Annotated in this window: 25 protein-coding genes and 1 tRNA gene; 13 read left to right on the top strand and 13 right to left on the bottom strand. The window is 73.4% G+C overall.

All coding sequences use genetic code 11. From position 1 onward, the window contains the following. Positions 1-9: 9 nt before the first annotated feature. The 4 genes from ACIA77_RS48660 to ACIA77_RS48645 form a co-directional block, all read right to left on the bottom strand. Entirely contained in the window at positions 10-396 is a 387-nt protein-coding gene (locus ACIA77_RS48660; RefSeq protein WP_395893028.1) for a cupin domain-containing protein, read from the bottom strand. An 11-nt stretch (positions 397-407) separates the two neighbouring features. Next, a complete protein-coding gene (locus tag ACIA77_RS48655; protein WP_395893027.1) occupies positions 408-1,625 on the bottom strand; it encodes an NAD(P)/FAD-dependent oxidoreductase in 1,218 nt (405 codons plus the stop codon). Then, on the bottom strand, positions 1,622-1,819 hold the full coding sequence (locus ACIA77_RS48650) for a ferredoxin (protein WP_395893026.1): 198 nt from the start codon (positions 1,817-1,819) through the stop codon (positions 1,622-1,624). Before ACIA77_RS48650 ends, ACIA77_RS48655 begins: the two co-directional genes overlap by 4 nt. Positions 1,820-2,011: 192 nt before the next feature. Continuing rightward, positions 2,012-2,803, bottom strand: coding sequence for an IclR family transcriptional regulator (locus ACIA77_RS48645; protein WP_395893025.1), 792 nt, complete (start codon positions 2,801-2,803; stop codon positions 2,012-2,014). A gap of 141 nt (positions 2,804-2,944) precedes the next feature. Between ACIA77_RS48645 and ACIA77_RS48640 the strand changes: the two genes are divergently transcribed. Then, positions 2,945-4,474, top strand: coding sequence for a GMC family oxidoreductase (locus ACIA77_RS48640; RefSeq protein ID WP_395893024.1), 1,530 nt, complete (start codon positions 2,945-2,947; stop codon positions 4,472-4,474). A gap of 56 nt (positions 4,475-4,530) precedes the next feature. Further along, positions 4,531-5,559 (top strand): response regulator transcription factor, encoded by a 1,029-nt coding sequence (locus tag ACIA77_RS48635; RefSeq protein ID WP_395893023.1) that lies wholly within the window; start codon positions 4,531-4,533, stop codon positions 5,557-5,559. Between the two features lie 456 nt (positions 5,560-6,015). Here the strand turns inward: ACIA77_RS48635 and ACIA77_RS48630 are convergent, their stop codons facing one another. Continuing rightward, positions 6,016-7,626, bottom strand: a complete 1,611-nt coding sequence (locus ACIA77_RS48630) for an MFS transporter (RefSeq protein WP_395893022.1) — start codon at positions 7,624-7,626, stop codon at positions 6,016-6,018. A 152-nt stretch (positions 7,627-7,778) separates the two neighbouring features. Between ACIA77_RS48630 and ACIA77_RS48625 the strand changes: the two genes are divergently transcribed. Together ACIA77_RS48625 and ACIA77_RS48620 are read left to right on the top strand one after the other, a co-directional pair. Next, positions 7,779-7,943 (top strand): hypothetical protein, encoded by a 165-nt coding sequence (locus ACIA77_RS48625; protein WP_395893021.1) that lies wholly within the window; start codon positions 7,779-7,781, stop codon positions 7,941-7,943. Then, the gene (locus ACIA77_RS48620) at positions 7,925-8,059 is read left to right on the top strand and encodes a hypothetical protein (RefSeq protein WP_395893020.1); all 135 of its coding nucleotides are present in this window, start codon (positions 7,925-7,927) and stop codon (positions 8,057-8,059) included. The genes ACIA77_RS48625 and ACIA77_RS48620 overlap by 19 nt, the downstream gene beginning before the upstream one ends. On the opposite strand, the gene ACIA77_RS48615 is transcribed toward ACIA77_RS48620, so the two are convergent. Further along, a complete protein-coding gene (locus ACIA77_RS48615) occupies positions 8,056-8,829 on the bottom strand; it encodes a methyltransferase domain-containing protein (protein WP_395893019.1) in 774 nt (257 codons plus the stop codon). The genes ACIA77_RS48620 and ACIA77_RS48615 overlap by 4 nt on opposite strands. 205 nt (positions 8,830-9,034) lie before the next feature. On the opposite strand from ACIA77_RS48615, the gene ACIA77_RS48610 reads away from it, so the two are divergent. Next, positions 9,035-10,330 (top strand): MFS transporter, encoded by a 1,296-nt coding sequence (locus tag ACIA77_RS48610; protein ID WP_395893018.1) that lies wholly within the window; start codon positions 9,035-9,037, stop codon positions 10,328-10,330. Further along, positions 10,327-10,749, top strand: coding sequence for a nuclear transport factor 2 family protein (locus ACIA77_RS48605; RefSeq protein ID WP_395893017.1), 423 nt, complete (start codon positions 10,327-10,329; stop codon positions 10,747-10,749). Before ACIA77_RS48610 ends, ACIA77_RS48605 begins: the two co-directional genes overlap by 4 nt. 4 nt (positions 10,750-10,753) lie before the next feature. Here ACIA77_RS48605 and ACIA77_RS48600 read toward each other — a convergent pair whose 3' ends face one another. Beyond that, a complete protein-coding gene (locus ACIA77_RS48600; protein ID WP_395893016.1) occupies positions 10,754-11,371 on the bottom strand; it encodes a hypothetical protein in 618 nt (205 codons plus the stop codon). A 65-nt stretch (positions 11,372-11,436) separates the two neighbouring features. Between ACIA77_RS48600 and ACIA77_RS48595 the strand changes: the two genes are divergently transcribed. Next, positions 11,437-12,207 (top strand): IclR family transcriptional regulator C-terminal domain-containing protein, encoded by a 771-nt coding sequence (locus ACIA77_RS48595; RefSeq protein WP_395893015.1) that lies wholly within the window; start codon positions 11,437-11,439, stop codon positions 12,205-12,207. Here the strand turns inward: ACIA77_RS48595 and ACIA77_RS48590 are convergent. The 3 genes from ACIA77_RS48590 to ACIA77_RS48580 form a co-directional block, all read right to left on the bottom strand. After that, positions 12,204-13,097 carry an amidohydrolase family protein gene (locus ACIA77_RS48590; protein ID WP_395893014.1) on the bottom strand — a complete coding sequence of 298 codons (894 nt, stop codon included), beginning with the start codon at positions 13,095-13,097 and terminating at the stop codon, positions 12,204-12,206. The genes ACIA77_RS48595 and ACIA77_RS48590 overlap by 4 nt on opposite strands. Next, entirely contained in the window at positions 13,094-13,597 is a 504-nt protein-coding gene (locus ACIA77_RS48585; protein WP_395893013.1) for a carboxymuconolactone decarboxylase family protein, read from the bottom strand. The genes ACIA77_RS48590 and ACIA77_RS48585 overlap by 4 nt, the downstream gene beginning before the upstream one ends. 105 nt (positions 13,598-13,702) lie before the next feature. Continuing rightward, positions 13,703-14,131, bottom strand: coding sequence for a hypothetical protein (locus ACIA77_RS48580; RefSeq protein WP_395893012.1), 429 nt, complete (start codon positions 14,129-14,131; stop codon positions 13,703-13,705). 170 nt (positions 14,132-14,301) lie between these two features. Here ACIA77_RS48580 and ACIA77_RS48575 point away from each other — a divergent pair, with 170 nt between their 5' ends. Further along, positions 14,302-15,894, top strand: a complete 1,593-nt coding sequence (locus ACIA77_RS48575; protein ID WP_395893011.1) for a tannase/feruloyl esterase family alpha/beta hydrolase — start codon at positions 14,302-14,304, stop codon at positions 15,892-15,894. 45 nt (positions 15,895-15,939) lie between these two features. Here the strand turns inward: ACIA77_RS48575 and ACIA77_RS48570 are convergent, their stop codons facing one another. Together ACIA77_RS48570 and ACIA77_RS48565 are read right to left on the bottom strand one after the other, a co-directional pair. After that, positions 15,940-18,648 carry an ATP-binding protein gene (locus ACIA77_RS48570; protein WP_395893010.1) on the bottom strand — a complete coding sequence of 903 codons (2,709 nt, stop codon included), beginning with the start codon at positions 18,646-18,648 and terminating at the stop codon, positions 15,940-15,942. Positions 18,649-18,790: 142 nt separating this feature from the next. After that, positions 18,791-19,603 carry a MerR family transcriptional regulator gene (locus ACIA77_RS48565; RefSeq protein ID WP_395893009.1) on the bottom strand — a complete coding sequence of 271 codons (813 nt, stop codon included), beginning with the start codon at positions 19,601-19,603 and terminating at the stop codon, positions 18,791-18,793. Positions 19,604-19,718: 115 nt separating this feature from the next. On the opposite strand from ACIA77_RS48565, the gene ACIA77_RS48560 reads away from it, so the two are divergent. Then, positions 19,719-20,045: a nuclear transport factor 2 family protein gene (locus ACIA77_RS48560; protein WP_395893008.1), complete on the top strand. Its 327-nt coding sequence runs from the start codon at positions 19,719-19,721 to the stop codon at positions 20,043-20,045. Here ACIA77_RS48560 and ACIA77_RS48555 read toward each other — a convergent pair. Then, positions 20,032-21,453 carry a PLP-dependent aminotransferase family protein gene (locus ACIA77_RS48555; RefSeq protein WP_395893007.1) on the bottom strand — a complete coding sequence of 474 codons (1,422 nt, stop codon included), beginning with the start codon at positions 21,451-21,453 and terminating at the stop codon, positions 20,032-20,034. The two genes, ACIA77_RS48560 and ACIA77_RS48555, sit on opposite strands and share 14 nt — an antisense overlap. Between ACIA77_RS48555 and ACIA77_RS48550 the strand changes: the two genes are divergently transcribed. From ACIA77_RS48550 to ACIA77_RS48535, 4 genes are all read left to right on the top strand, one after another. Continuing rightward, positions 21,452-22,462 carry a PLP-dependent cysteine synthase family protein gene (locus ACIA77_RS48550; protein ID WP_395893006.1) on the top strand — a complete coding sequence of 337 codons (1,011 nt, stop codon included), beginning with the start codon at positions 21,452-21,454 and terminating at the stop codon, positions 22,460-22,462. The genes ACIA77_RS48555 and ACIA77_RS48550 overlap by 2 nt on opposite strands. A gap of 163 nt (positions 22,463-22,625) precedes the next feature. Then, positions 22,626-23,714 (top strand): glycosyltransferase family 4 protein, encoded by a 1,089-nt coding sequence (locus tag ACIA77_RS48545; protein ID WP_395893005.1) that lies wholly within the window; start codon positions 22,626-22,628, stop codon positions 23,712-23,714. A 401-nt stretch (positions 23,715-24,115) separates the two neighbouring features. Beyond that, a tRNA-Ser gene (locus ACIA77_RS48540) sits at positions 24,116-24,186 on the top strand. A 103-nt stretch (positions 24,187-24,289) separates the two neighbouring features. Further along, on the top strand, positions 24,290-25,864 hold the full coding sequence (locus ACIA77_RS48535) for a TROVE domain-containing protein (protein ID WP_395893004.1): 1,575 nt from the start codon (positions 24,290-24,292) through the stop codon (positions 25,862-25,864). The last annotated feature ends 125 nt before the right edge of the window (positions 25,865-25,989 follow it).

The following is a 25,989-nucleotide window of genomic DNA, read 5'->3' as shown; positions in this document are numbered from 1 at the left end:
CGGGCGGGGTCAGTGCTCGAGCGTCTGCACCGGGTCGGTGCCGGCGACGTAGGGCGGGTCGTAGATCACGACGAACTCGAGGTCGGTCTCGCCGGTGTTGGAGAACCCGTGGATCTCGCCGGCGGGGATCTTGATGACGCTACCGACCTCGACGTCCCACGAGTCCTTGCCGATGCGCACCGAACCGCTGCCCGCGGTCACGTAGAACGCGTGGTTGTACGGGTCGCGGTGCAGCTTCGACTTGCCACCCGGGCCGATCTTGGAGAGCTGGACGCTGTAGACGGACGTGTAGTCGGCGTCGACGACGCTTTCGCTGAACTCGAACCCGATGCCGGGGAAACCGGGCTTTTCGAGGCGGTGCCAGGAGATGTCACCCGGGTTGAGGACGTAGTCCACTTCGGCTCCTTTCAGAGGGCCACTTCGGAAACTGGGGTCAGGCGGTTGAGGTGTTCGCAGACCTCCGCCGGCGGGGTCGCGGCCGCGAGCGCGCGCCGGCAGCCGACGAGGGCTTGGGGCCAGTTGACGACCACCGCGCCGGCGAAGCGGTCGGCGGTGCCGAAGACCGTGGCGAACGAGTCCTCGGCCCGCGCGAGAAGGCGGCCTCCGGTGCCGGCGGCAGGGGTACCGACGATCTGGATCTTCCAGTCGTACTGGTCGGTCCAGACGTATTCGACGGGCGTGTGCGCCCGTGGGTCTTCGGGGTGCACGAGGGTGTGCGCGACCGCCGCGGCCTGTTCGACCGCGTTGGTCCAGTGCTCGACCCGCACGGCGCTGCCGTGGCGGGACGTCTGCCAGCGGGACACGTCACCGACGGCGAACACGTGGGACGCGGCGCGGCCGAAGCGGTCGCACACGATGCCGTCGTCGACCTTCAGCCCGGAGCCGGCCACCCACGCGTCGTTGGGCACGGCGCCGATGCCGACGACCACGGTGGCAGCGTCCACTTCGGACCCGTCGGCGAGCCGGATCCGCAGCCCGCCACCGATCCGGTCGACGCCGTCGACCTTCACACCGAGCCGCAGTCGCACGCCGTTGCGCCGGTGCAGTTCGGCGACGCGGTCGCCGACGACGGCGGGCACCGAGCGCGCGAGCAGTGTCGGCGTCGCGTCGAGCACCGTCACCTCGGTCAGGCCGAGCCCGCGGGCGGTGGCCGCGACCTCGGCGCCGATGAAACCGCCGCCGATGACGACGAGCGGGCCGCCGCGGTCGAGGTCTTCACGCAGCGCCGAAGCGTCGGCCGCGGTGCGCAGCACGTGGACGCCGTCGAGGTGCTCCCAGCCGGCCGGCCGCGCGCTCGCCCCGGTGGCGATCACCAGGTCGGTGTACGGGAGCTCGGTCCCGTCGGCGAGGTGGACGACGGAGCCGGCCAGGTCGAGCCGGGTCGCCGCGCGGCCCAGTTCGAGCTCGATGCCCTCGTCGGCCGCGTCCTCCGCGGTGAGCAGCCGGACGTCGTCGAGCCCGGCCGACCCCGCGAGGACGCCCTTCGACAGCGGCGGTTTGTCGTACGGGAGCTCGTCCTCCTCGCCCACCAGGACGATCCGGCCTTCGTGGCCGCGGGACCGCAGGGCCTGCGCCACGCGCACGCCGGCGACCGACGCCCCGACGACGACCGTGCCCGGTTTCATGCCTCGTCCACCGCCAGCGCCGCCTCCGGGCACGTGCGCGCGACCTCGCCGACGCGGCCGGCCTCGTCCGGCGCGATGGACTCGCGCAGCAGCGTGACCACGCCGTCGTCGTCGATGTCGAACACGTCGTCGGCGCCCGCCACGCAGTTCGCCCAGCCCTTGCACTTCGCGCGATCCGCGTGAACAACCGGCATCTTGGTCTCCTCTCATATGGCGTCCCTGTGACGACCGCAATGAGAAGAGTAGTCATCTGCACAGCAGAACGACAAGACCGCGCGAGGGGATCCGCTCGGCCGGGTGACCCCGGCCGGACCGGTCGCAGACCCGAAAAAACGGCGGTGACCTGGGCCCGGGCCCGGTCACCGCCGTGGTGAAAAAAGCCGGCGCTAGCTGTGCAGGAGCGGCGCCGCCTCGCGCACGATCGTCTGGAGGGTCTTCGCGACGACCTCCTGCTGCGACTCGGCCATGCGGCTCGCCGGCACGGCGACGTTGAACGAGATCCGGCCGGCCGCGACCGTGACGGGGAAGGCGACGGCCACCGACGACACGCCGGCCTCGCTCTCCTCGGAGCTGGTCCCGTAGCCGCGCCGGCGCACCAGGTCCAGCTCGGTTTCGAGCTCGTCGCGGGTGCGGATGCTCTTCTCGGTGAGCCCCTCGATCCGCTGCTCGGGGTACAGCACGCGCAGCTGGTCGGTGGTCAGCTGGGCGAGCATCGCCTTGCCCGACGAGGTGGAGCTCGCGGGCAGCGAACTGCCCAGCCGCGAGGCCACGCGCACGGCCTGCGGGCTTTCGATGGCGTCGACGAACCGCACGCTCGTGCCGTCGAGCACGCCGAGGTGCACGGTCTCGCGCAGCTGGGCGTTGAGGCGTTCCAGGTAGGGGCGCAGCACCTGGCGGAAGTCGAACCGCTCCAGGATCGAGAACGCGACGCCGGTGAGCGCGGTGCCGGGCTCGTAGGTCTTCGTGGCCGGGTTCTGGCGCACGAAGCCGCGGTAGAGCAGCATCGCCATGAGCCGGTGGGCCGTCGACGAGGCGACGCCGAGGTACTCGCTCACCTCGGCCAGGCGCACCTCGGACCGTTCGCCGAACAGCAGCAACAGCTTGAGTGCGTTGTCGACGGATTCGATCGGGTACTGCGGCGGCGGGTTGGCCCCGGCCGGAACCTCGCTCCTGCTCATGCGGACGACTGTATTCCGGTCAGACCGGACGAGGCGCGCTGGGCACGGGCGAGCCGCGAGTCCGCAGTTCTCTGGGTACCGGCGAGCGGCGCGGCCTTCGTAGGGTCGGCACCGAGATCCCCGACCACAAAGGACTTCCCGATGGACGAGAGCGGATTCGACTACGTCGTGGTGGGCGCAGGCTCGGCCGGGTGCGTCGTGGCCGCGCAGCTGCTGCGGCGCACCGAAGCGCGGGTCCTCGTGCTCGAAGCCGGGATCGGGCGAGCCGAATCGCCGACCATCACGACGCCGGCCCGGTGGGTGGAGAACGTCGGCTCCGAGTTCGACTGGCAGTACCGCTACGAGCCCGCGCCGCACACCGCCGGGCGCGCGATGTCGTTGGCGCGGGGGAAGGTCGTGGGCGGCTCCGGCAGCGTCAACGCGATGGCGTGGGCGCGCGGCCACCGCCGCGACTACGACACCTGGGCCGGGCTCGGCAACCCGGGCTGGGGCTTCGATTCGCTGTTGCCGCTGTTCAAACGGGCCGAGGACTGGGAGGACGGCGAGGACGAGTACCACGGCGCGGGCGGTCCGATCCGCGTCGAGCGCGAACACGACCTGCGACCCGCGACGACGGTGTTCGTCGAGGCAGCGCTGAACCTCGGCCTCCCCTACCTCGCCGACCACAACGTGCCCGAACCGCTCGGCGCCGGGCCGGTCGCGATGAACGTTCGCGACGGCCGGCGCTGCAGCCCCTGGAACGGGTACCTCGAACCGCTGCTCGGCCACCCGCGGCTGACGCTGCGCACCGAGGCCCGGGTGCACCGGCTCGAGTTCTCGGGCTCGCGGTGCACCGGCGTCTCCTACGACTGGCGCGGGCAGCGGCACGTGGCCACCGCGTCGGCCGAGGTCCTCCTGGCGGCCGGCGCGGTCGACACCCCGCGGCTGCTGCTCGTATCGGGCGTCGGCCCGGCGGACGAGCTGCGGCACTGGGGCGTCGACGTCGTCGCCGGCCTGCCCGGCGTCGGGCGGAACCTGCAGGACCACCCGCTGCTGGCGGGGCTGTCCTTCGAACCCGCCGAGCCCCAGCCGCCGGTCAACGCCGATCTGTCCGGCACGGCCGCGTTCTGGAAGAGCCGCCCGGACCTGCCCGCCGCGGATCTCATGGTGCTCGCGATGCAGGTGCCGTACCTCTCGCCGGAGATCGCGGCCGAGTACCCGCCGCCGCCCGGCGCGATCGGCATCGTGCCGGCGCTCGTGCGCCCGAAGAGCCGGGGTTTCCTGCGCTTGGTGTCGGCCGGGGGCGAACTGGAGATCCAGCCGAACTTCCTCGCGGAGCAGGCCGACGTCGACGCTGCGGTCGCGGGCGTCGAACTCGGGCTCGAGATCGCGGACCAGCCGGCGTACCGCAAGCTCGTGCGTTCGTGGATCGCGCCGCGCGGGCGGCTGAGCCGCGCCGAACTGGTGCGGTTCGTGCGCACGTCCTGCGTCTCGTACTTCCACACCTGCGGCACGTGCGCGATGGGCCCGGGTGAGGACGCGGTGGTCGACGCGCGCCTTCGGGTGCACGGTCTCGACGGGCTGCGGGTGGTCGACGCGTCGGTGATGCCGGTGATCACGTCGGCGAACACGCAGGCCCCGACCGTGGTGATCGCGGAAAGGGCGGCGGACTTGCTCACCGACGGTCGGTGACGACTGGCTCACACACCGCCGCACCGGCGTCCGCGGCGGATCTAACATGATCAACTGTGGTGAGTACCCGAGGCACCGCGGCGCTGCGCCGGGACGTCCGCGCGCTCGCGCGCCGCGGCCTGGCTTCCGCGGCGTTCCGGCACGAATCGGCGGCGCGGCTGGCCGCCGAGGTCGCCGCCGACGCGTACTGCTTCGCGGAGATCGACCCCGATTCGGCGATGACGACGGGGATCGTGTCGAGCGGCGTCGACCGCGCCGGCGCGCCCCTGCTCTACCGCAACGAGTACGGGCAGGCCGATTTCCTCAAGCTGCCCGCGATGGTCCGCACGCGGACCCCGGCCGCGTCACTGCTCGCCGCGACCGGCGGCGACCTCCAGCGCAGCGAGCGCTACCGCGAGCTGATCCACCCGGCGGGCTTCGGCGACGAGCTCCGCGCCGTCGTGCGGGACGGCGACCGCGTGTGGGGGTTCCTGCACCTGTTCCGCCGCGACCGGCGCGCGGCGTTCGGCCCCGACGACGTCGCCGCCACCGCCGAAGTGGCGGGCGAGCTGGTGAGCGGCGTCCGCGACGGGGTGCTCGGGCCGTCGGCCGCCGCGCCCGTCGCCGGCGCACCGATGCTGGTCGTGTTCGACGACGCCGACCGCATCGTCGAGTCGACCGCGCCGGCCGCCGCCGCGCTCGCCGACCTGCGCGACCCGGACGAGACGAAGCAGCTGACGCCCGAGATCGCGCTCGGGCTGGCCGCCGTGGCCCGCACGGGTGCACCTGCGGCTCTGCGCACGCGAAGCCGCTGCGGGCAGTGGCTGTCACTGACCGCCTCGGTCACGACCGCGGGCCGCGTCGCGCTGATCCTGCAGCCGGCCGCGCCGCCGCCGACCACCGAAACGTGGCGGGCCCGCTACGGCTTGTCGGCCGGGGAGACCGAGGTCGTCGCGCTGATGCTCGCCGGGCGCTCGACCGCCCAGATCGCGGCCGAGCTGGTCATCTCGAGCTGGACGGTGCAGGACCGCTTCACGAGCGGGTTCGCCAAAACCGGCGTGCGCAGCCGGCGCGAGCTCACCGCGCTGCTGCGCCCGGCGGGCTAGGACGTGCCTGACAACGCGTGGGTCCAGGTGATCACGGCATGAGGGCGACCGCGCTGCGACAGACGATGGCGAGCGCGGGGAATCCGCAGATGCCGCAGCAGGTACCCGGACAGGCGCGTCCCGGCCTGACCGGGCCCGACCAGCGACACCAGCGGCCGGTGACACGCCTGACGCTCGTGGCGTGCTGATGCGCCCGCGCAATCGTGGAATCCACCGACACCGCCCACTCCACCAGCCCGGTCGCGTCCGCTGCGGTCAACAGTCACTGCAGCACGGTGCCCCGGGTGCCGTCCCCGGCCACCATCACCCGCGCATCCGAGAATCGACGACCACGCCTACCCGCCCGGACCCGCCGCAGATCCTCGATCAAGGCCCACTGCTCGTCTGACAGCACCTGAAACCGCGACACAACCGGCAACGTCCCAGCCGCCAGACCTGATGTTTGTCAGACACGCCCTAACGGCCGGTGGCGAGCAGGTGCCGGTTCTCCGGCGGTTCGAGCGCGAACTCCGCGGCCTTGCGGTAGAGGCCGGCGTCGACGCCGGTGATGCGTTCGTGGTGCTGGCGCAGGTGTTCGGCCCAGGTGCCGACTTCGAAGACCTCGTAGTACCGGTCGGGGGCGGCCAGGTCGCGGTAGGCCGACCACTTCCGCGCGCCCGTGCGCTGGCGCGAAACGCCCACGCGCGCGAGGACCTTCAGGAACTCCGCCGCGTTCTCCGGCGGCACGTGGTAGCAGACCTCGACGAGCACCGGGCCGGCCGCGGGGTCGAGCTCCGCTTCGCCGTCGCCGAGGAGGCCGATCTCGGGGTCGGGCCACGGCATCACGACGGTCCGGTCCAGCTCGCCCGTGCGCGGGTGGATCGGCAGCACCACCAGGGAAAGCGCGCCGAGCACGAGCAGCACGGCGGAGATCGTCAGCGTGGCGGACGCGCCCAGGCCGGCGGCCACCAGGCCCCAGATCAGGGCGCCGACGCCCTGGCCGCCGAGGAAGATCATGAGGTACACGGCCAGCGCCCGCGCGCGGACCCAGCCGGGCAGCGCGAGCTGGAGCGTGGTGTTCAGCGTGGACAGCCCGATGAGCCAGCCGACCCCGCCGAGCACCAGCAGCAGCGCGACGGCGACCGCGTTGGGCACCAGCGCCGCGGCGAACACGCCCACGGCGTACGCGACAGTCGCGGCGGCGAGCATCGCGTTGCGGCCCAGCCGCGCCCGCAGCGGCCGCATCACCACGGCGCCACCCACGGCGCCGAGGCCGAGCGCGCCCAGCAGCACGCCGTACCCGCCTGAGCCGAGGCCCAGCTGCGCGGCCGCGACGACCGGCAGCAGGCCCCACAGCGCCGACGCGGGGAGCACGAAGACCAAGGCGCGCAACAGGATCCGCCGGACGCCGGGCGCGTAGCGCACGTACCGGAGGCCGGCCCGCAGGGCGGGGAGCAGCGGTTCCCCGGGGCCGGCCGCATCCGCCGGCTTGCGGCGCCACCTCAGCACAGCGGCGAGGATCAGGACGTCGGACACCGCGTTGACACCGAAGACGACCGCGGGCCCGGTCAGCGCCAGCACGAACCCGGCCAGCGCGGGACCGATCGCGCGGGCGATGTTGACGTTGAGACTGCCGAGCGCGGCCGCCGAGGGCAGTTCGGCGCGCGGCACCAGCTCGGGCTGGATCGCCTGCCACGCGGGGCTCATCAACGCCTGGCACGCGCCGAGCAGCAGCGTGATCGTGATCAGCGTCGCCGGTGGCAGGAGCTGCCGCGCGCTCAGCACGGCCAGGATCGCCGTGATGGCCACCATGACCGCGGTGACCACCGCGATGAGCCGCCGCCGGTCCAGCACGTCGGCGAGCACCCCCGCCGGCAGCGACACGAACAGCACCGGGAGCAGGCTCGCGGCTTGCACGATCGAGGTGAGCGTGGCGGCGTCGGGCTGGTGCACGACCGTCCACTGCGCACCCACGGACTGCATCCAGCTGCCGATGTTCGAGCCCAGCTGCGCGATCCACAACGCGCGGAACGCCTGTCGCCGCAACGGCGCCCACGTGGACGACGGGGCCTGCACTGCTGTCGTCAACGGCTGCTCCTCGGGCCGGGCCCGCGGCTCGGACGGCCGGCGGGCAAGCCGAAGTATGCTACGTCGCCGGGAAAACCGCCCCGGGACTCCGATCCACGGGGAAGCCTTTCACCGCGGCCGTTTCCGGCGGTCGCCGGAGCAAGACTCCGCCGATGAGCGAACGCGTCGAGGTCACGCGCACGGGCGGCATGGAGTACCGGGCCGTCGTGCAGGACGGGCTGGACACCACGCAACACCGGATCACGATGTCGCACGCGGTGCTCGACGATCTGCTGATCCCCGACCTCGACACGACGCCGTGGCCCGCGAGACGGTGAAGTACCTGCTCGACCGCGAGTCGGGTGACGAGCTGCCGCGGGAGATCGACCTGGATCACCTGAGCAACCACGACCAGGGCTTCCTGACGGAACTCAAGGCCCGCCTGACGAACTAGGCGCGGCGGCCGCGCACGGCCACCAGGCCGAGCGAGGCGAACCACCGCCCCGGCTGCGCCAGCTTGTCCTTCCAGCGCTCGATCGTCTCCGCGTCCAGGATCTGCCCGCCCGCGCGCTCGTTCAGCTGGTCGAACGTGAGCGCGAGCCACTCCGTCCCGAGTGAACCGCCCTCGGCGTACGGGAGTTCGCACTCCACGCCCACGTCGGTCAAACCGCGCGAAACCACCAGGCGTGGCAGTGTGCGGCCGAAGTCGACGTCGGCGACGGTCGCGAGGACGTCGCACCAGGCGCGCATCGCGCGGGCGTGGTCGGCGTCCTCGTCGATCGCGCCGATGGAGAACGTGTCGCCCTCCTCCAGCAGGAGCCAGCCACCCGGGCGCAGCGCAGCGACGAGCCGGTCGAGCACGGCCTCGCGCTCGGCCAGGTGGTTGAGCAGCAGCCGAGCGTGGACAACGTCGAACTCGGCCTCGGGCAGCGGGTCGGACCGCACGTCGGCCTGGCGCACCTCGACGTTGGCCGGCAGCTCGCGCAGCCCGCTGACGTCGAGGTCGACGGCGCTCACGGAGCCCGCCGGACCGACCTGCTCCCCGAGCCACCGCGCGATCGACCCGGCGCCCGCGCCCACCTCCAGGCACTTCCAGCCGGGCGCGAGCCCCAGCGCGCCCAGGCGCCGGCGCGTCGTCGGGTCGTAGGTCTGTTCGAGGCCGGTCAGCCTGCGCCGGGCGCGTTCCCACGCGTTGGTCAGCGCGTAGTCGGGGGATGTGATCATCGCGCCACGCTAACTCCGGCCGGCCCCGCCCGACCGCCACGAACGGCACTCGACGGCCGAGCGGCCGGCAACAGTGCCCCACGGGCTCCGGCGCCGCCGGGATTGACATGACGGGGACCGTGACCCACTATCTCTGTTCGTCAGACGTCCATGTGTACGTCAGTCGCACACACCATGCTCCCGTCAGCGCGGAAGGGAACCGAGCATGAGAACCATGAGAACCGGGCGCACGCTGGTCTACTTGTTGCTGCTGGGCGCGGTGACGGTCAACTACGTCGACCGCGTCATCCTGTCCGTGGCCGCGAAGCCCGTCTCGCAGGAACTCGGGCTCTCCGCACCCGAGCTGGGCCTGCTCCTGTCCGCGTTCCTGTGGAGCTACCTGGTCTTCGTGCTGCCGTGGGGCATCCTCACCGACCGGATCGGCACCAAACCGTCGACGGTCTCCGGCCTCGCGCTGTGGACCGTGGCGACGCTGCTGACGGGACTGTCCGGCGGGTTCGGCTCGATCTTCGCGTTCAGACTCATCATGGGCGTCGGCGAAGCATCGACCTACCCCGCGGGCGCCGCGGCGATCCGCGAGTGGATCCCGACGCGCGAGCGGGGGCTGGCCACCACGGTCTTCAACGCCGGTGGCTACGCCGGGCCCGCGATCGGCTCCGTCGTCGTCGGGTTCCTCGTCGGGCAGTTCGGGTGGCGCAGCGGGTTCTACTTCGGCGCGATCATCGGCGCCCTCGTGCTGCTGGCGTGGATCTTCGTCTACAAGCGACCGGAGCAGGCGCGGTTCATCGGCGAGGCCGAGCGCGCGAAGATCCTCACCGAACGCGGCGACATCGGCGGTGCGGGCGTTTCGGCGGGCGGGAATTCGCTCGGCACGCTCCTGCGCTCGCGCACGATGTGGGGCATGTTCGTGGCGCAGGGCTGCGCCGTCTACACCGTCTACATGTTCCTCACGTGGCTGCCGAGCTACCTGCAGGCGACCCACGGTCTCACCGTCCTCAAGTCCGGCCTCTACACCGCCGTGCCCTACGCCGTCGCGGTCCCGGGGACGATGCTCATCGGCTACCTCAGCGACCGCCTGCTGCGCGGGCAGCCCGCCGGCTCCGGACGCCGCCGGGTGATCGTGACCGTGACGATGCTGGTGTCCTCCTGCATCCTCCTGACCCCGTTCGTTTCGAGCGCACCGCTGATCCTCGTGCTGTTCTCCCTCTCGCTCACCAGCATCGGCAGCGCGGTCGGGCTGAACATCGCACTGCTCAACGACTTGCTGGCCGACCCGGCCGACACCGGGCGCGCCAACGGGATCCTCATGGTGGGCGGCAACGGGTTCGGCGTGCTGGCCCCGATCATCACCGGGTTCGTGATCTCGTGGTCGGGCGGGTACGGCATGGCGTTCGTCGTCGCCGGCGCGCTGCTGGTCGTGGGCGCTGTCCTGACCATGACCATGACCCGCTCCCCGATCGCCGCGCGCGGCGCGGTCACCACCGAGCTGGTGCCGTCGTGAGCGCCGCGTCCAAGAAGGACGACATCCGCGAACTGCTCGCCGAGTACTGCTTCCTGCTCGACGGCTACGAACTCGCCGAGTTCTCCCACCTGTTCACCGAAACCGGCACGTGGGAATCGCGCGACGGCAGCGCGACCGGGCCAGCGGCCATCGAGGGCTTCCTCCGGGCTCTCGTGCCGCCGCCCGGCCCCGGCACACGGCGCAAGCACCTCACGACGAACGTCGTCATCCGGCTCGACGGCGATCGCGCGACGGTGCGCTCGAACTTCCTCGTCGTGCGCGACACGCCCGCGGGCCCGGCGATCGCGGTGGCCGGCACCTACACCGACCTCGTGGTCGAGACCTCGGGCGGCTGGCTGTTCGAACACCGGAAGCTCGCGCACGACATCACCGGCGAGTCCGGGCTGAACCCCGTGTGAGGCGTCAGCGGACCGTGGTGTGGTGGCCGAACACGCGCCGTTCGCGCGCGGTCACGGTCGCCAGCACCCGGTCCCGCCACGGCGTCGACGTCGCGTGCCGGTAGCCGGGCTCGTCGAACAGCTCGACGCCGGAGATCTCGTGGAACGCCAGCAGTTCCGGCCCGGCGCCCGCCACCAGGCGGTAGCGCCGGACGCGGTGCCAGCCCGGCACGCGCAGCAGCAGCGGCACGTGCTCCTCGCGGTACCACTCGTCGAGCGCCGGCTCGTCACCGGTCAGCGCGACCGACACGATCACCGGCGCCGGCCCGGTGAACTCGCCGCAGGTGGCGGTGAGTTCGTAGACGCGCCGGTCGAGCGTCGCGAGCCGGTCGACCACCGACTGCTCGCGGGGGCTGCGCCGGCGCGCGGCGGCGTACTCGGGGCTCGCCAGCGCGGCGAGGTCGAGCTCGTAGGAGGCCAGCCACGTCGGCGTCGCGCCGTCGAGCGCGCGGTAGCGGTGCCCGCTGCGCACGCCGGGCACGGCCACGCGCGCGGGCGCGTGCTCGGTGTCGTACCAGTCGTGGAACTCGTCCTCACCGACCGCACCGGGTTCGGACAGCACGTAGAGCAGCCCGTCCGTCATCCGTCGTTCCTCGCCTTCGCTCGGGTACCGTGCTCGTCAGGCAGCGACCAGGGAAAGGGACCGCAGTGTCGAGAGAAGACCCCGACGTCATCGATTCGGTCGAAAAGGCCTTCCGGTTGCTGCAGGTCTTCTCCGCCGAGCGCTCCGCGATGACGGTCAGCGACGCGGCGGCGGCCACCGGGTTCACCCGCGCCACCGCGCGCCGCATCCTGCTCACCCTGCAGCGCCTGGGGTTCGCCGAGGCCGACGACCGCCACTTCCGCCTCACCGCGCGCGTGCTGCGGCTCGGTTACGGCTACCTCGCGGCCCTGCCGTTCTGGGAGCACGCCCAGCCGCACATGCGCGAGCTCGCCGACGAACTGCGCGAATCGTGCTCGATGGCCACGTTGGACGGTCCCGAAATCGTCTACGTGGCCCGCGTTCCGGCGTCGCGGTCGATGTCCATCACGCTCAACGTCGGCTCGCGCCTGCCGGCCTACCCGACCTCCATGGGCCGGGTCCTGCTCGCCGCGCTGCCGGAGGCGGAACTGCGGTCCTATCTGGACGGTGTCGAGCTCGAACCCCTCACACCGCACACCATCACCGACGCCGCGGCGCTGCGGGCCGAGCTGCGACGGGTGGCCGAACTGGGGTACGCCGTGGTGGACGGGGAACGCGAAGAGGGCGTGCGGTCCGCGGCCGCACCCGTGCGCGGGGCGGGTGGCCGGACCCTGGCGGCGCTGAACGTGTCCGTGAACGCCGCGCGCGTGTCGCTGGACGAGCTGCGCGAGCGGTTCGTGCCCCGGCTGCTCGAAACGGCCGACGCGATCACCCAGGACATCGCCGGCTTGCACTAGCGGTCCCGGAGAGCGCGGTCCGGGAAGTCGAAACACGCCGCCGGGTTCGTGACGAGCAGCCGCTCGCGCGCGGCCTCGTCCGGCGCGATCTCCGCGATCAGATCGGCGAGATCACCGTCGCTGGGCACGAAGCCGTTCGTGTTGGGGTGCGGGAAATCCGTGCCCCACACCACGCGCTCCGGCGCCTCCGTGGCCAGGATCCGGGCCAGCGCCGCGGAATCCGCCAGGTCCGGCGGCCGCGTCGCGAGCCGGTCGGCGCCGCTCAGCTTGACCCACACCGAACCCGTCGCGAGCAGCCCGAGCAACGCGCGCACGGCCGTGCTGTCGAGTCCCCGCCGCAGATCGACGCGGGCCAGGTGGTCGATCACGACCCGGATGTCCAGCGACCGCACCAGATCCGCGTGCTCGGTGATGCCGTCACCCGCGACGTGCAGCGCCACGTGCCAGCCGTGGGGCCGGATCAGGGCGACGATCCGGTCGATCTCTTCGCGCGCCGGGGCCGGGCCGAGGTGCGGCGTGAAGTTCAGCCGTGCGCCGCGGACCCCGGCGGCGTGCAGCCGCCGCACTTCCTCGGGCGAGGTGTCCGGCCGGACCAGCGCGACCCCGCGGTAGCGGCCGCCGGAGGTCTCCAGCGCGTCGAGCAGCGCCGAGTGGTCCGCGCCGTGGCACGCGGGCTGCACCAGCACCGCGCGCTCGAACCCGAGCACCCGGTGCAGCGCCCGGAGGTCTTCCTTCGGCGACTCCGGCGGCGTGTACGACCGGCCCTCGGCGTACGGAAACCGCACCGTGGGGCCGAAGACGTGGCAGTGCGCGTCGCAGCTGCCGGCGGGCAGCGGGATCGCCGGCGGGTGCGGATGGGGGTCGGGACCCGGGTTGCGCGGGTCGGTCACGAGCCGACCTCGAGCGCGACCAGGAACCGCGACACGAGGTTGTACGCGCCGACGGTCACCGTCAGCTCGACGATCTCCTGCTCCGCGAAGTGCTTCTGCAGAGCCAGGAACACCTCGTCCGGCACGGCGATCCGCGTCGTCATCGCGTCGGTGTACGCGAGCACGGCCTGTTGCGCTTCGTCGAGCACGCCCGGGTCACCGCTGCGGCGCAGTGCCGCGATCCGCTCGGGCGCGAGCCCCTCCGCCTCCGCGACGCGCGCGTGAGCGGCCCACTCGTACTCCGCGCCGTTGAGTTCGGCGACGCGCAGGATCGCCAGCTCGCGCAGCGCGCCCGGCAGCACACCCTGCTTGCGGATCGCGCCGAGCAGGCTGTTCCAGCCGTCGGCGAACGGCGGGCTGTGCAGCAGCATCCGGTCCAGCGGGGTCAGGCGCCCCCCTCGGCGCGCGCGGATGCGGTCAGCGACCTCGCTGTCCTCGTCCGCGTAGTCCAGCCTGGCCATGAGTCTTCTCTCCTTGTGTTCGTCAGACGTACACTTGAACGTCTGACGAACGAGTATGGCCAGTCCGCCCGGGACGGGTCAACCCGGACCGAGGAGAGATCACGCTCACCGCGCCTTCAGCGGACCGCCCAGCGACTTGCGCAGGCTCGCGGGCCCCACGATCCGGAGCACGGAGGCGAGCAGCTTCCCCTTGACCGTCGCCGGGGTGCGGGTGAGTTCGACCTCGACGCGCGTGCCGTCGCGGTCCGGGCTCAGCCGGAAGACCCAGCCGCCGCCGGCGCCGAAGAGCTTCGAATCCAGGGTGGTGGCGGTGACGCGGCGGCGGGTGGCGTCCCATTCGTAGCGCTCGCGTTCCCAGGCGGCGCCGGTCCCCTCCGTCACCTCGGCCCACGTGTCGCCGCGGTCGTGGACGGTGAAGTGCTCGGCGTCGATCGAGGACCAGTGCTCGGCGCGGGCCGGGCCGAAGTCGGTGAGCACGGCGAACGCGTCGGCGGGGCTGAGTGCGGAGTCGACGTGGAAGCGGATGACGGCCATGGTGCGTCCCTTCGGAGTTGGTGGCGCCATCGTCACCGCGCGCGCGACCCCGTCACCCCAGGGTGCGGCACGGGTGCGGACCCCGGGCGCGCGGGCACCGGTGGGGCCAGGGTGCACCCCCGTGGGTCACCCTGGCTCCACGGACCGCCCGCCGGACGAGGGTGATCGGCATGAGACGACTCATCCTGCTGGCGGCCGCGCTGCCGCTGGCGGCCGTGCTGGTGCCGGTCGCGAGCGCCGCAACAGCCACCCAAGCCGCCGGCGAAACGACGTGTTCCGCCCTGCCCGTGTCCGCCCCCGCCGGGGCGAAGGTCGAGTCGGTGACCACGGTCGCGCACGACGGCGGCACCGTGACGTTCCCGGCAGCACCCCCGCTGCACCCCGAACCCGTGACGATCACCGACCTGCCCGCGTGGTGCGACGTCACCGTCACCCTGACCCACCCCGGCGCGGGCGACCACGTCGCCGTGAAGGTCTCGCTGCCGAGCGATCCCGCCCGGTGGTCCGGACGGTTCCTCGCCACCGGCGGCAGCGCCTACCTCGCCGGTGACTTCGGCAGCCCGCTGGCGGCCGCGGTGAAGGACGGCTACGTCGCCGCCGCCACCGACGCCGGGGTCGGTGACAACCCGCTCAGCGTCGCCGGCTGGGCGCTGAAGCCCGACGGCCAGGTCGATTCCGCGCTGCTGAAGGACTTCTCGTCCCGCTCGCTGCACGACCTGGCCGTGGTCGGCAAGGACGTGGCCGACCGCTTCTACGGCAAGCCCGTGAGCTACGCGTACTGGAACGGCTGCTCGACCGGCGGCCGCCAGGGTTACGTCGAAGCGCAGGACTACCCGAAGGACTTCCAGGGCATCCTGGCCGACGCGCCGGCGATCAGCTGGGACCGCTTCGCCGTGGGCACGCTCTGGCCGCAGGTGGTGTTCAACGAGGAGCAGGCGCACCCGTCGGTGTGCGAACTCGAGGCGTTCAACACCGCCGCGGTCGCCGCCTGCGACACCCTCGACGGAGTCAAGGACGGCGTGATCGGCGACCCGACGGCGTGCCGGTTCGACCCGCGCACGCTGATCGGGAAGAAGGTCGTCTGCGAGGGCAAGGAGATCACCATCTCCGCCAAGACGGCCGACGTCGTGCGCAAGATCTGGGCCGGGCCGACGACACCGGCCGGGCAGAAGCTGTGGTCCGACAACAACATCGGCGCGCCCTTCAGCGGGCACGCGGACACCTTGCCGTTCTTCGTGGCGGACAGCTGGGTCAAGTACTTCGTGACGCAGGACCCCTCGTTCGACACCACGAAGCTGACCTACGCGTCGTTCGCGCGGCTGTTCGCCGAGTCGCAGCTGAAGTTCCACTCCGTCATCGGCAGCGACGACCCGGACCTCTCGGCGTTCGCCCGCGCCGGCGGCAAACTGCTGAGCTGGCAGGGCCAGTCCGACGAGCTCGTGCCCACCCAGGGCACGGTCGACTACCGCGAGCGCGTCAACCGGCTGCTGGGCGGCAACTCCCGGGTGGACGACTTCTACCGGCTGTTCCTGCTGCCGGGCGTGAACCACTGCGGCGACGGGCCGGGCGGGCAGCCCACCGACGCCATGGGCGCGCTCGTGAAGTGGGTCGAGCACGGCCAGGCACCCGCCACGCTCGCCACGGCGGTCAAGGGCCCGGACGGCACCACCGTCGCGACCCGCGACGCGTGCCGGTACCCGAAGGTCTCGCACTACAGCGGACACGGTGACCCGAACGCGGCGTCGAGCTACCGCTGCCGCTGACCCTCCCCCGGCGGTCCCGGCTCCCGTCACGGAGCCGGGACCTGCCTACTTCAGCACCGGGCCGAGTTCCCGACGGGACGCGATGCCGAGCTTCGTGAACACCTTGCGCAGGTGCCACTCCACGGTGCGCGGGCTGAGGAACAGCGCCTCGGCGATCTCGGGGTTGGTGCGCCCGGCCACGGCGAGGCGCGCGATCTGCGTCTCCTGCGGCGTGAGCTCGTCCCAGCTGCCCGACGAGCGCTTGCGCACGGTCTCGCCGGTCGCGGCGAGCTCGCGCCCGGCGCGTTGCGCGAACGCTTCCGCGCCCATCGCGGTGAACGCTTCGTGCGCGGCGCGCAGCGGGGCCCGGGCGTCGGCGCGGCGGTTCTCGCGACGCAGCCATTCGCCGTGGAGCAGGCGGGCGCGGGCGAGGTGCACGGCCATCCGGCTCGCGGACAGCCGGTCGATCGCCTCGCGGTAGCGGTCTTCGGCGCGGGTGCGCGGACCGGCCACCGCGTCGGCGAGGGCCTGCACGCCGAGCGCCCAGCCGGTGCCGGCGGCCGCGGTCCGCTCGGTGAGCTGTTCGCGGGCTTCCGCGGCGAGGGCCACCTCGCCCGCGTGCGCGGCGGCCTCGACGAGTTCGCCGAGCGCGCTGTTGTGCACGGCGAAATCCGGGTGGGCGACCACGTCCCGGGCCGCGTCCAACGCCGCTGGGTAGCGGCCGAGTCCGTTGTACAGCACGGCTTTCGCGTACCCGGCTTCGGCGAACAGCCGCCCTTCACCGGTCGTCTCGGCCGTCCGGATCGTCGTTTCGACGCGGTCCAGCGCGGGCTGCTCGCGGCCGCGGTGGGCGGCGAGCGCGAGCCCCGCGGACGGCGGCACGGCCAGGCCGGTCGCCGAGCCGAACGCCTCCGCTTCCGCGACGAGATCCCCGGCGTCGGCGAACTCGCCCGCGAACAGGAGCGCGCCGGCGCGGAACACGAGCGCCGCCGGCAGCAGCGCCAGCGCTCCGGTGGCCCGGGCGAAGCCGATCGCGTGCTCCGTGAGCCGGTGCCACGCCGCGTCGTCCCACACCTCGACGGCGACCGGGACCGTCAGCCACACCAGGCCCACGTCGGCGTCGGTGACTCCGTCCAGCGCGTGGCGCAGTGCGGGCACCGCCTTCGCGTAGCCCTCCCGGCTCCACGCCGTCATCCCGGTCAGGAACCGGCCGGCGGTTTCGGTGCCGCCGGGCACGGCTTGCGCAGCCGCCGCCACGGTGGCGAGGGCGTCGCCGCCGAGGCGCCCGGCGTGCACGGCCGCGCTGGCGGCGAGCAAGTAGGTCTCGCGCGCCGCGGCGAGGTCGAGCTCTTCGAGCCGGCGCGCGGCGGCCAGCAACGGCGGACCGGCCGCGCGGCCCCGGTTGAGGGCGAAGGCGACCTGCGCGCGCAGCCGCTCCACGCCGGCGCGGTGCAGCGGGTCGAGCGAGCCGAGCTCAGCGGCGGACAGCAGATCCGGCACCTTGAGCGGCGACCCGGACGCGAACCGGGCCCGCGCGGCTTCGAACGCGCGGGCGGCGCGGGTCTTGGGGTCCGGGGTGAGTTCCGCGGCCCGTTCGAAAAACGCGCCCGCGGCGGCCGGTCCCCCGCGCGCGAGCGCGCGGCCGGCCGACTGCTCCAGCTCGGCGGCGACGGTTTCGTCGGGCCCGGTCGTCGCGTGGGCGCGGTGCCACGCACGGCGGTCGGGGTGCTGTTCCGGGTCGGTCGCCTCGGCGAGCGCGCGGTGGACGTCGCGCAGCTGCGCAGCGTCGGCTTCGCGCCACGCGGCCGAGCGCACCAGCGGGTGCCGGAACCGCACGCGGGTGCCGAGCTCCAGCAGCCCGGCGGCTTCGGCGGGCGCGGCGGCGCCGGGGTCGACGCCGAGGTGGTCGAGCGCGCGCCACAGCAGCGGCACGTCGCCGGTCGGCTCGACGGCCGCGGCGAGCAGCAACCGCCGCGTGCTCTCCGGCAGCGCGGCCACGCGCCGGCCGAACTCCTCCTCGATCCGGTTCCCCACGGGCACCGCGGCCCGCGTGCCGAACCCGAACGCCAGCTCGGCCGGCGTCAGGCCGCGGCAGAGTTCCAGCAGCGCCAGCGGGTTCCCGCGCGTTTCGGCGACGATCCGGTCGCGCACGCGCTCGTCGACCGGCCCGGCGAGCGTCGCGTCGAGCAGCGCCCGCGCGTCCGCGTCGGCCAGCCCTTCGACGACGAGCTCCGGCAGGCCGCCCAGCACGTCCTCGTCCACGGGCCGCACCGCGAACACCAGCGCGACGGCCTCCGCGTCGAGCCGCCGCGCGACGAACGTCAGGATCACCTCGGACATGCGGTCGAGCCACTGCACGTCGTCGACGACGCACACGAGCGGCTTCTCCGCCGCCGCTTCCGCGAACAGCCCCAGCACGGCGAGCCCGAGCAGCAGTCCTTCCGGCGGGTTTCCCGCGGCCAGCCCGAACGCCGTCGCGAGCGCGTCGCGCTGCGGTTCGGGCAGCCGGTCGAGCAGCCCCAGCAACGGCCGGCAGAGCCGCTGCAGACCCGCGAACGAGAGCTCGGACTCCGACTGCACGCCGACCGTTCGCACGACGCGTCCCGGTGCCTGGCCGGCGAGGTGGTCGAGCAGCGCCGTCTTGCCCACGCCGGCCTCACCGCGCACCACGAGCACCCGGCTCCGCCCGGCCCGTACGTCGCGCAGCACGTCCTCCAGCGCGGCCCGCTCGCGGTCGCGCCCGCGCAGGCCCAGCGCCCACCCCTGTCCCGGCACAGCCACCTCCCCGGCCGGACGTTACACGGTCGAACCGGGCGAAGCGCCATCCGGTTCACTGGCTTCTTCGCTGGTCAAGACCGTGCTCGGGGGAACCCGGCGCGATCGGTGGCGGGCCCTCGGGTGCGGCCAATCGCGGCGCTCACGGCGGCGACAGGCGGAACACGGGCCAGCCGAGCTCGGTGCGCCAGCGCCGGGGGTCGGGGGTGTCGCGGGGGCCGCAGAGGTACGTCTCGTGCACCGGCCCGTCGACGGCGAGGGCGTGCTCGACGACCCAGCCGCCGAGCCGGCCGTAGGTCACGTCGAGGTCGTCGTGCGGTCCGGAGTGGACGGTCACGGCGAGTTCGACGGCGGGCAGCGTCCGCGGGGCGACCCGGCCCGTCGCCGGGGCGTCGGTGACGGGCCGGTACACGAGCATCGAGCCGCGGCCGGCGGTGAACAGCTCGTTGGCGTACACGCCGCCCGGCGGTGCGAAGCCCGCGCGACCGGCAACAGCGGCGTCCAGCTCGGCCATCGCACCGTCGTACCAGCCGAGCACCGCGTCGAGGTCCACGACGGCCTCGATCGCCGCCACAGTGCGTGCGGGCAGCGAGCGCAGTTCGACCGCGAGCCCGGCGACGTCCGGGCGCAGCAGCTGCCGCAGCGAGGTGACCGCGGCGCGGGTGCGGTCGAGCTGGTCTTCGAGGCGCTGCAGGTGGCCCGCGATCAGGTCCGCCCGGGTACCGGGGTCGTCCGTCGCGAGGACGCGTTCGACCTCGGCGAGCGGCAGGTCCAGCTCCCGCAGGCGGTGGATCACCTGTGCCTGCGGGATCTGCTCGCGCGAGTAGTAGCGGTAGCCGGTGGCCTCGTCGACCGTCGCGGGCTCCAGCAGCCGCGCTTCGTGGTAGCGGCGCAGCGTGCGCACGCTCAGGCGGGTGAGCTGGGCGAACTCCCCGATCGTCAGGCCACGGCGCATGCCGTCACTGTGCACCCTCTCCCGGGGCGAGGGTCAACCCGGCCCGGGGAGGCGCCTTGACCCTCTCCCCGGGAGAGCCCCGACGGTGGAGGCGAACCCGAGACAGGAGCACGTGATGACACTGCCGAAGCCGATCACCGACTACCTCGCCGCGCACGAGAAGCGCGACGCCGACGCGGCCCTGCCGCTGTTCACCCCGGACGCCACCGTCGTCGACGACGGCCGCACCTACCGCAGTCCGGACGAGATCGGCGCGTGGCTGCGGCGGGCGGGCAGCGAGTACACCTACACCAGCACGCTCACCGCGACAGAACACGTCGACGACTCGCGGTACGTCGCGACCTACCACCTCGAAGGGGACTTCCCCGGTGGCGTCGTCGACCTGCACCACCGCTTCACCCTCCACAACGGACGGATCAGCCGGCTGGTCATCGAACCGTGACGCCCACCTCGGCACACGCCACCGCCAGCCGGCGGACGCCCTCGGTGATCTCGTCGGCACCGGCGGTGTCGGCGAAGCCGAGGCGCAGGTGCGGGGCCGGTGCTTCGGCCGCGAAGTACACCCGGCCAGGCGAAACCGCGACACCCGCGCGCAACGCCGCGGTGGTCAGGGCCGTCTCGTCGGTGCCGGCCGGCAAGCGCGTCCAGAGGCAGTGGCCGCCGGCCGGCAGCGTGGCCGAGGCGAGCGCGGGCAGGTCGCGCCGCAGCGCGGCGGCCAAGGCGTCGCGTCGGTCGCGCAGGCCGGTGCTGAGGGCACGCAGGTGCCGGGGCCACGCGGGCGCGCCGACGAGGTCCAAAGTGGCCTCCTGCAGCGGCCTCGGCACGAAGAACGAGTCGACGACCTGCACGGCGCGCAAGCGTTCCAGCACGGGGCCGCGCGCGGCCAGCGCCGCGATCCGGAAGTTGGGCGAGGTCGCCTTCGTCAGGGATCCGATGTGGACGACGGCGCCGAACGGGTCGTCGGCCACCAGCGGAGCCGGCAGCGGGCCACCGTGGCCGAGGTGGCGGGCCCAGTCGTCTTCGAGGAGGAAGGCGCCGGCCGCGTGGACGAGCTCGAGCAGCTCGCCACGGCGGTCCGGGGCCAGCACGGCGCCGGCCGGGTTCTGGAACAGCGGCTGGCAGTAGACGACCTTGGCGCCGGTCGCGGTCAGCGCGTCGCGGAGGAGATCCAGCCGGATCCCGCCGGCGTCCGCCGGGACCGGCACGGGGCGCAGGCCGGCGGCACGGGCGGCGGCCAGCGCGCCGGGGTACGTCGGGGATTCCACCAGCACGGCCGAACCCGGCCGCGCCAGCGCGCGCAACGCCGTGGCCACCGCGGCCTGCCCGCCGCCGGTCACGAGCACCTCGGCCGCGGTGACGCCGAGCTCGCGGGCGAACCAGGAGCGCAGCGCGGGCAGGCCCGCGAGCGGCGGCCGCTCCCACGCGCCCGGCCGGCGAGCCGCCGCCGCCAGCGCCGCGGCGAGTGCGCGTTCCGGCTGCAGCGTCGGGTGCAGGTAACCGCCGTTGAACGCGATCACGTCGGGCGGCGGCACGGCGAGGTTGGCGCTCACCCCGGACGCGTCGAGGGCGACGTGCCCGTCCTGCGCGGTCAGCGCGACCTGCTGCCACGACGTGTCGACGGTCCGGGTCTCCCCCGCGCCGGGGTGCGCGCGGTAGGCGCCGGCGCCCGGACGCGTGACGACGAGCCCGTCGGCCACCAGGACGGCCAGCGCGCGCGACACCGTCACCGGGCTGACCCCGAAGCGCTCGACGAGCGCCCGGCTCGACGGCAGCTTCTCCCCGGGCGAGTAGCGGTGAAGCTCGTCTCGCAGCTGGCTGGCCAGAGTGCGGGAGCTGCTATCGTCGGACATGAAGGACCATGATAGCGCTACTGCCGAGCGCCGAGTAGCAATCGGCAGCGAGACCCCGTCCGTGCTCCCGTCCGTGCTCGATGCGATCGGCACCACCCCGGTGATCCGGCTCGACCGGCTCACCGAAGGCCTCGAGGGCACATTGCTCGCGAAGCTCGAGCACCTCAACCCCGGCGGGTCCAAAAAGGACCGCGTCGCGCGGCGGATCGTCCTCGACGCGGAGGCGGCCGGCCTGCTGGCGCCGGGACAGCCGGTGGTGGAGCTCACCAGCGGCAACACCGGTGCGGGCCTCGCCATCGCGTGCGCGGTGACCGGCCACCCGTTCGTCGCGGTGCTGTCGCGCGGCAGCTCGGCCGAACGCGCCCGCATGATCGCCGCGCTCGGCGCCGAGGTCGTGCTCGTCGACCAGGCACCCGGGTCGGTCCCCGGCCGGGTCTCGGGCGCCGACCTGGCGCTCGTGGAGCAGCGGGCCCGGCGCATCACCGCGGAGCGCGGAGCGTTCCGCTCGGACCAGTTCGAGAACCACAGCAACGTCGACGCCCACTTCACCGGCACCGGCCCGGAGCTGTGGGAGCAGACGGGCGGGCGGCTCGACGCGTTCGCCGATTTCGTCGGCACGGGCGGCTGCCTGGCCGGCGTGACCCGCGCGCTCAAGGACCGCGACCCGGCCATCCGCTGTTTCGCCGTCGAGCCGGCGGGCGCGGCAGCGCTCGCGGGCCAGGACGTCTCCCGGCCTGGCCATCCCATCCAGGGCGGCGGGTTCGGCCGGGCCGGGCTCACGCACCTGCGCGACGTCCCCCTCGACGGGTACCTCCAGGTTTCCGGCGACGAGGCGCGCCGCACGGCGCGGCTGCTCGCCACCCGCGAAGGCGTGTTCGCCGGGTTCTCCGCGGGCGCCAACGTCGCCGCCGCCCTCGACCTGCTCCGCCGCGACTTCGCCGGTGCCACCGTCGCCGTCGTGATTCCCGACTCCGGTCTCAAGTACCTCTCGACGGATCTTTGGGAGTAACCACGCAGGAGGGGCGCCGCCGGACGCGAGCACCGGCGGCGCCCTCGCGGCCGTGACACCGGAACGAACTTCCCGTGAACTGCTTTTGCGGTGGTGGCAGGAAAGCGCTCGGCGCCGGGACGATTTCGGTATGACTCCACCGATGCGGCCGCGGTAGGCGGGCGTGCGCATCGCCTTCGTGACCGAGACGTGGCTGCCGTCGGCCGACGGCATCGTGACGCGGCTCGTCGCCACCGTGCGCGAACTGCACGCGGCCGGTCACGACGTGCTGGTGATCGCCCCCGACGGCGCCTCGACCGCCCTCACCGGCGCGGAGGTCCGCACCGTCCCCACGTTCGGCGCGAAGTTCCTCTACGGCGGCAAACGCTGGGGCCTGCCACTCCCCCGCGCCGGCCGCTACCTGCGCGAGTTCGACCCGGACGTCGTCCACCTCGTCAACCCGGTCCTGCTCGGTACCGCCGGACTCGCCGCGGCGCGCAGCCAGGGCCGTCGTGTCGTGGCCTCATACCACACCGACATCGCCCGCTACGCCCGCCACTACCGCCTCGGCCCCGCCGTACCGTTGATCCGGAGCCTGCTGCGCGCCCTGCACGGACGGGCCGACCTCAACCTCGCCACTTCCACCGCCTCGATCGAGGAACTGGCCCGCCACGGCATCACCGGCGTCCGCCTCTGGCCTCGCGGCGTCGACCTCCACCGCTTCCACCCCGCACCCCGTCACCACGCCACCGGCCGCCCCGTCGCCCTCTACGTAGGCCGCCTCGCCGCCGAAAAAGGCCTCCACCGCCTCGCTCCCCTCGCCACGCCCGCCGGCGGCTTCCGCCTCGTCCTCGTCGGCGACGGACCCGCCCGCACCCACCTCCAGCGCACCCTGCCGCCGTGCACCACCTTCACCGGCATGCTCCACGGCGACGCCCTCGCCGAGGCCTACCGCACCGCCGACCTGTTCGTCTTCCCCTCCACCACCGACACCCTCGGTCTGGTCCTGCTCGAAGCGCTCGCCAGCGGACTCCCCGTCCTCGCCGCCGAAAGCCCGGCCGCCCGCACCACGCTCTCGGGCACCACCGCCGCCCGCTTCTTCCCCGTCGACCGCCCCGCGGACCTGCCTGCCCACGCCCGCACTCTGCTGGGCGGCGACCACCGCACCGAAGCCAGACGCCACGTCGCCGAGTCCGGCTGGGACACCGCGACGGACCGATTGCTGGCGCTGTACGCCGAAGCGGGGGCGCGCGTGCACGTCCGCCCGCGGTGAAGGGCGAAAAATAGCGCGACGCACACCGGTTCCCATTGCTACCTTCATCAGGTGCTTCCGGCGCGAACCCCCCGCGGTTCAACGCCGAAGCCGGATTCAGGTGGGCCCGGTGCGCAGGCAACGGTTACTTCCACTGGTGATCGCAGGTTCGATTCCTGCACCCCGGGCAACCGGGGTGGCGCCCTGGCGACAGGGCAGACGGTACCGTCGCCGACCTTTTCTCGGGCACACCTGAATCCGGCTTTCACGGAAATCCCCGCACCACAGGGAAATTCGCGCGATGCAGCACATCGACTTCGACAACAAGAAAACGCACTCCCGGTGCGAAGCCCGCGGTTACTTCCTCGACCGAACTCGACCGCAGGGCGACTTTTACTCGGGAGCAACCACTTCCAGGCGAGCCCGGTGCGCAGGCAACGGTTACTTCCACTGTTAATGGGCGGGTTGCGGGTTCGAATCCCGTCACCGCGGGAAACCGCGGTGTAGCTCAATCCGGCAGAGCAGCAACAGTACCGTCGCCGACCTTTTCTCGGGCTCGCCTGGGGTGGCGCTCCCCTCCACGAAGAGGGGTTTCCATGGCCAAGTTCACCATCTTCGGCGCGCGCCGCGCCGCCGCACGGTCCCCGGTCCGCACCGAGGCCGTCGCGAGCGGCCGCACCCACGAAGGCGGCGCCGGCTACGCGCGCGACGCCCGGAGCGAGCTGTTCCTGCTCGCCGTCACCAACTTCGTGGGCGAGCACACCTTCTACGAGAGCGCGGAGCAGCGCGACACCCGCTACGCCGAGCTCGTCCGCGCCGCGACGCTGGCCGATCCCGAGTGGACGGCGCGGTTCCTCGCGTGGCTGCGCGGTGAGGCGAACCTGCGCACCGCGGCGCTCGTCGGCGCGGCCGAGTTCACGGCCGCGCGGCGCGAAGCCGGCCTCGACGGCCTGGCGCGCCAGGTCGTCTCGAGCGTCCTGCAGCGCGCCGACGAGCCGGGCGAGCTGCTCGCGTACTGGACGGCCGTGCACGGCAAGAACGTGCCGAAGCCGGTGAAGCGCGGCATCGCCGACGGCGTGAAGCGGCTCTACACCGAGACTTCGTACCTCAAGTGGGACTCCGACGCGCGTTCGTTCCGCTTCGCCGACGTCCTCGGGCTCACGCACCCGGACCCGGACCGCGAATGGCAGGACGCGCTGTTCGAGCACGTGCTCGACGTGCGCTTCCACGCCGACCGCCCGATCCCGGCCGCACTGACCACCCTCGGCGCGCACCGCGAGCTGATGGCGTGGCCGGTCGAGCGGCGGCGGGAGCTGTTCGCCTCCGCCGGCGCGCCGGAGACGCTGCGCCGGGCGGGCCTGACGTGGGAGTCGCTCGCGGGCTGGCTCCAGGGGCCGCTGACCGCGGCCGGGTGGGAGGCGATGATCCCGTCGATGGGCTACATGGCGCTGCTGCGGAACCTGCGGAACTTCGACCAGGCGGGTGTCTCGGACGAGGTCGCGCAGACCGTGGCCGCGCGGCTGGCCGACCCGGCGCAGGTCGCGCGCTCGCGGCAGCTGCCGATGCGGTTCCTGTCGGCCTACCGCGCGGCGCCGTCGCTGCGGTGGGGCTGGTCGCTGGAGCAGGCGATCACGCACGCGCTCGGCAACGTCCCGGCGCTGCCGGGCCGCACGCTGGTGCTCGTGGACACCTCGTCGTCGATGCACTCGGGGTTCTCGCGCGACGGCACGCTCCTGCGCTGGGACGCCGCCACCGTGTTCGGCATCGCGCTCGCCCTGCGCTGCGCCGACGCCGAAGTCGTCTCGTTCTCGCACCAGACGGCGCGGTTTCCGCTGTACCGCGGGGAGTCGCTGCTCAAGGCGCTGGACCGGTGGCGGGCCGGCGGGTACTTCCTCGGCGGCGGCACGGACACCGCAGGCGCGGTACGCCGGCACCTGCGCGGGCACGACCGCGTGGTGATCCTCACCGACGAGCAGGCGTCCTACGGCGACGTCGGCCACAGCGTGCCGGCGGGCACCCCGCTCTACACGTGGAACCTCGCCGGCTACCGCCTCGGCCACGCGCCGAGCGGCGGTGGCAACCGGCACACGTTCGGTGGCCTGGGTGACCAGGCGTTCCGGATGATCCCGCTCCTGGAGGCCGGGCGGGACGCCCGCTGGCCGTTCGCGTGACGGGTCGCGGGGGGGGGGGGGGGGGGGGGGGGCCGGCGCGGCGGGGGGGGGGGGGGGGCGCGGGGGGGGGCGGGGGGGGGGCGGGGGGGGCGGGCGGCGGGGGGGGGGGGGTGGAGCGCGCCGGG

The organism is Amycolatopsis sp. NPDC051903 (assembly GCF_044452505.1).
GTDB lineage: Bacteria > Actinomycetota > Actinomycetes > Mycobacteriales > Pseudonocardiaceae > Amycolatopsis.
The sequence above is the reverse complement of the archived record's forward strand: the minus strand, read 5'-3'. Positions and strand labels throughout refer to the sequence as shown.

Bases quoted from the DNA above. Each gene is read 5' to 3' on its own strand.
- ACIA77_RS48610 (WP_395893018.1), top strand. From the start codon at position 9,035: ATGAGAACCATGAGAACCGGGCGCACGCTGGTCTACTTGTTGCTGCTG.
- ACIA77_RS48585 (WP_395893013.1), bottom strand. From the start codon at position 13,597: ATGGCCAGGCTGGACTACGCGGACGAGGACAGCGAGGTCGCTGACCGC.
- ACIA77_RS48565 (WP_395893009.1), bottom strand. From the start codon at position 19,603: ATGCGCCGTGGCCTGACGATCGGGGAGTTCGCCCAGCTCACCCGCCTG.
- ACIA77_RS48575 (WP_395893011.1), top strand. From the start codon at position 14,302: ATGAGACGACTCATCCTGCTGGCGGCCGCGCTGCCGCTGGCGGCCGTG.
- ACIA77_RS48555 (WP_395893007.1), bottom strand. From the start codon at position 21,453: ATGTCCGACGATAGCAGCTCCCGCACTCTGGCCAGCCAGCTGCGAGAC.
- ACIA77_RS48615 (WP_395893019.1), bottom strand. From the start codon at position 8,829: ATGATCACATCCCCCGACTACGCGCTGACCAACGCGTGGGAACGCGCC.
- ACIA77_RS48550 (WP_395893006.1), top strand. From the start codon at position 21,452: ATGAAGGACCATGATAGCGCTACTGCCGAGCGCCGAGTAGCAATCGGC.
- ACIA77_RS48535 (WP_395893004.1), top strand. From the start codon at position 24,290: ATGGCCAAGTTCACCATCTTCGGCGCGCGCCGCGCCGCCGCACGGTCC.
- ACIA77_RS48640 (WP_395893024.1), top strand. From the start codon at position 2,945: ATGGACGAGAGCGGATTCGACTACGTCGTGGTGGGCGCAGGCTCGGCC.
- ACIA77_RS48625 (WP_395893021.1), top strand. From the start codon at position 7,779: ATGAGCGAACGCGTCGAGGTCACGCGCACGGGCGGCATGGAGTACCGG.
- ACIA77_RS48650 (WP_395893026.1), bottom strand. From the start codon at position 1,819: ATGCCGGTTGTTCACGCGGATCGCGCGAAGTGCAAGGGCTGGGCGAAC.
- ACIA77_RS48645 (WP_395893025.1), bottom strand. From the start codon at position 2,803: ATGAGCAGGAGCGAGGTTCCGGCCGGGGCCAACCCGCCGCCGCAGTAC.
- ACIA77_RS48580 (WP_395893012.1), bottom strand. From the start codon at position 14,131: ATGGCCGTCATCCGCTTCCACGTCGACTCCGCACTCAGCCCCGCCGAC.
- ACIA77_RS48655 (WP_395893027.1), bottom strand. From the start codon at position 1,625: ATGAAACCGGGCACGGTCGTCGTCGGGGCGTCGGTCGCCGGCGTGCGC.
- ACIA77_RS48600 (WP_395893016.1), bottom strand. From the start codon at position 11,371: ATGACGGACGGGCTGCTCTACGTGCTGTCCGAACCCGGTGCGGTCGGT.
- ACIA77_RS48560 (WP_395893008.1), top strand. From the start codon at position 19,719: ATGACACTGCCGAAGCCGATCACCGACTACCTCGCCGCGCACGAGAAG.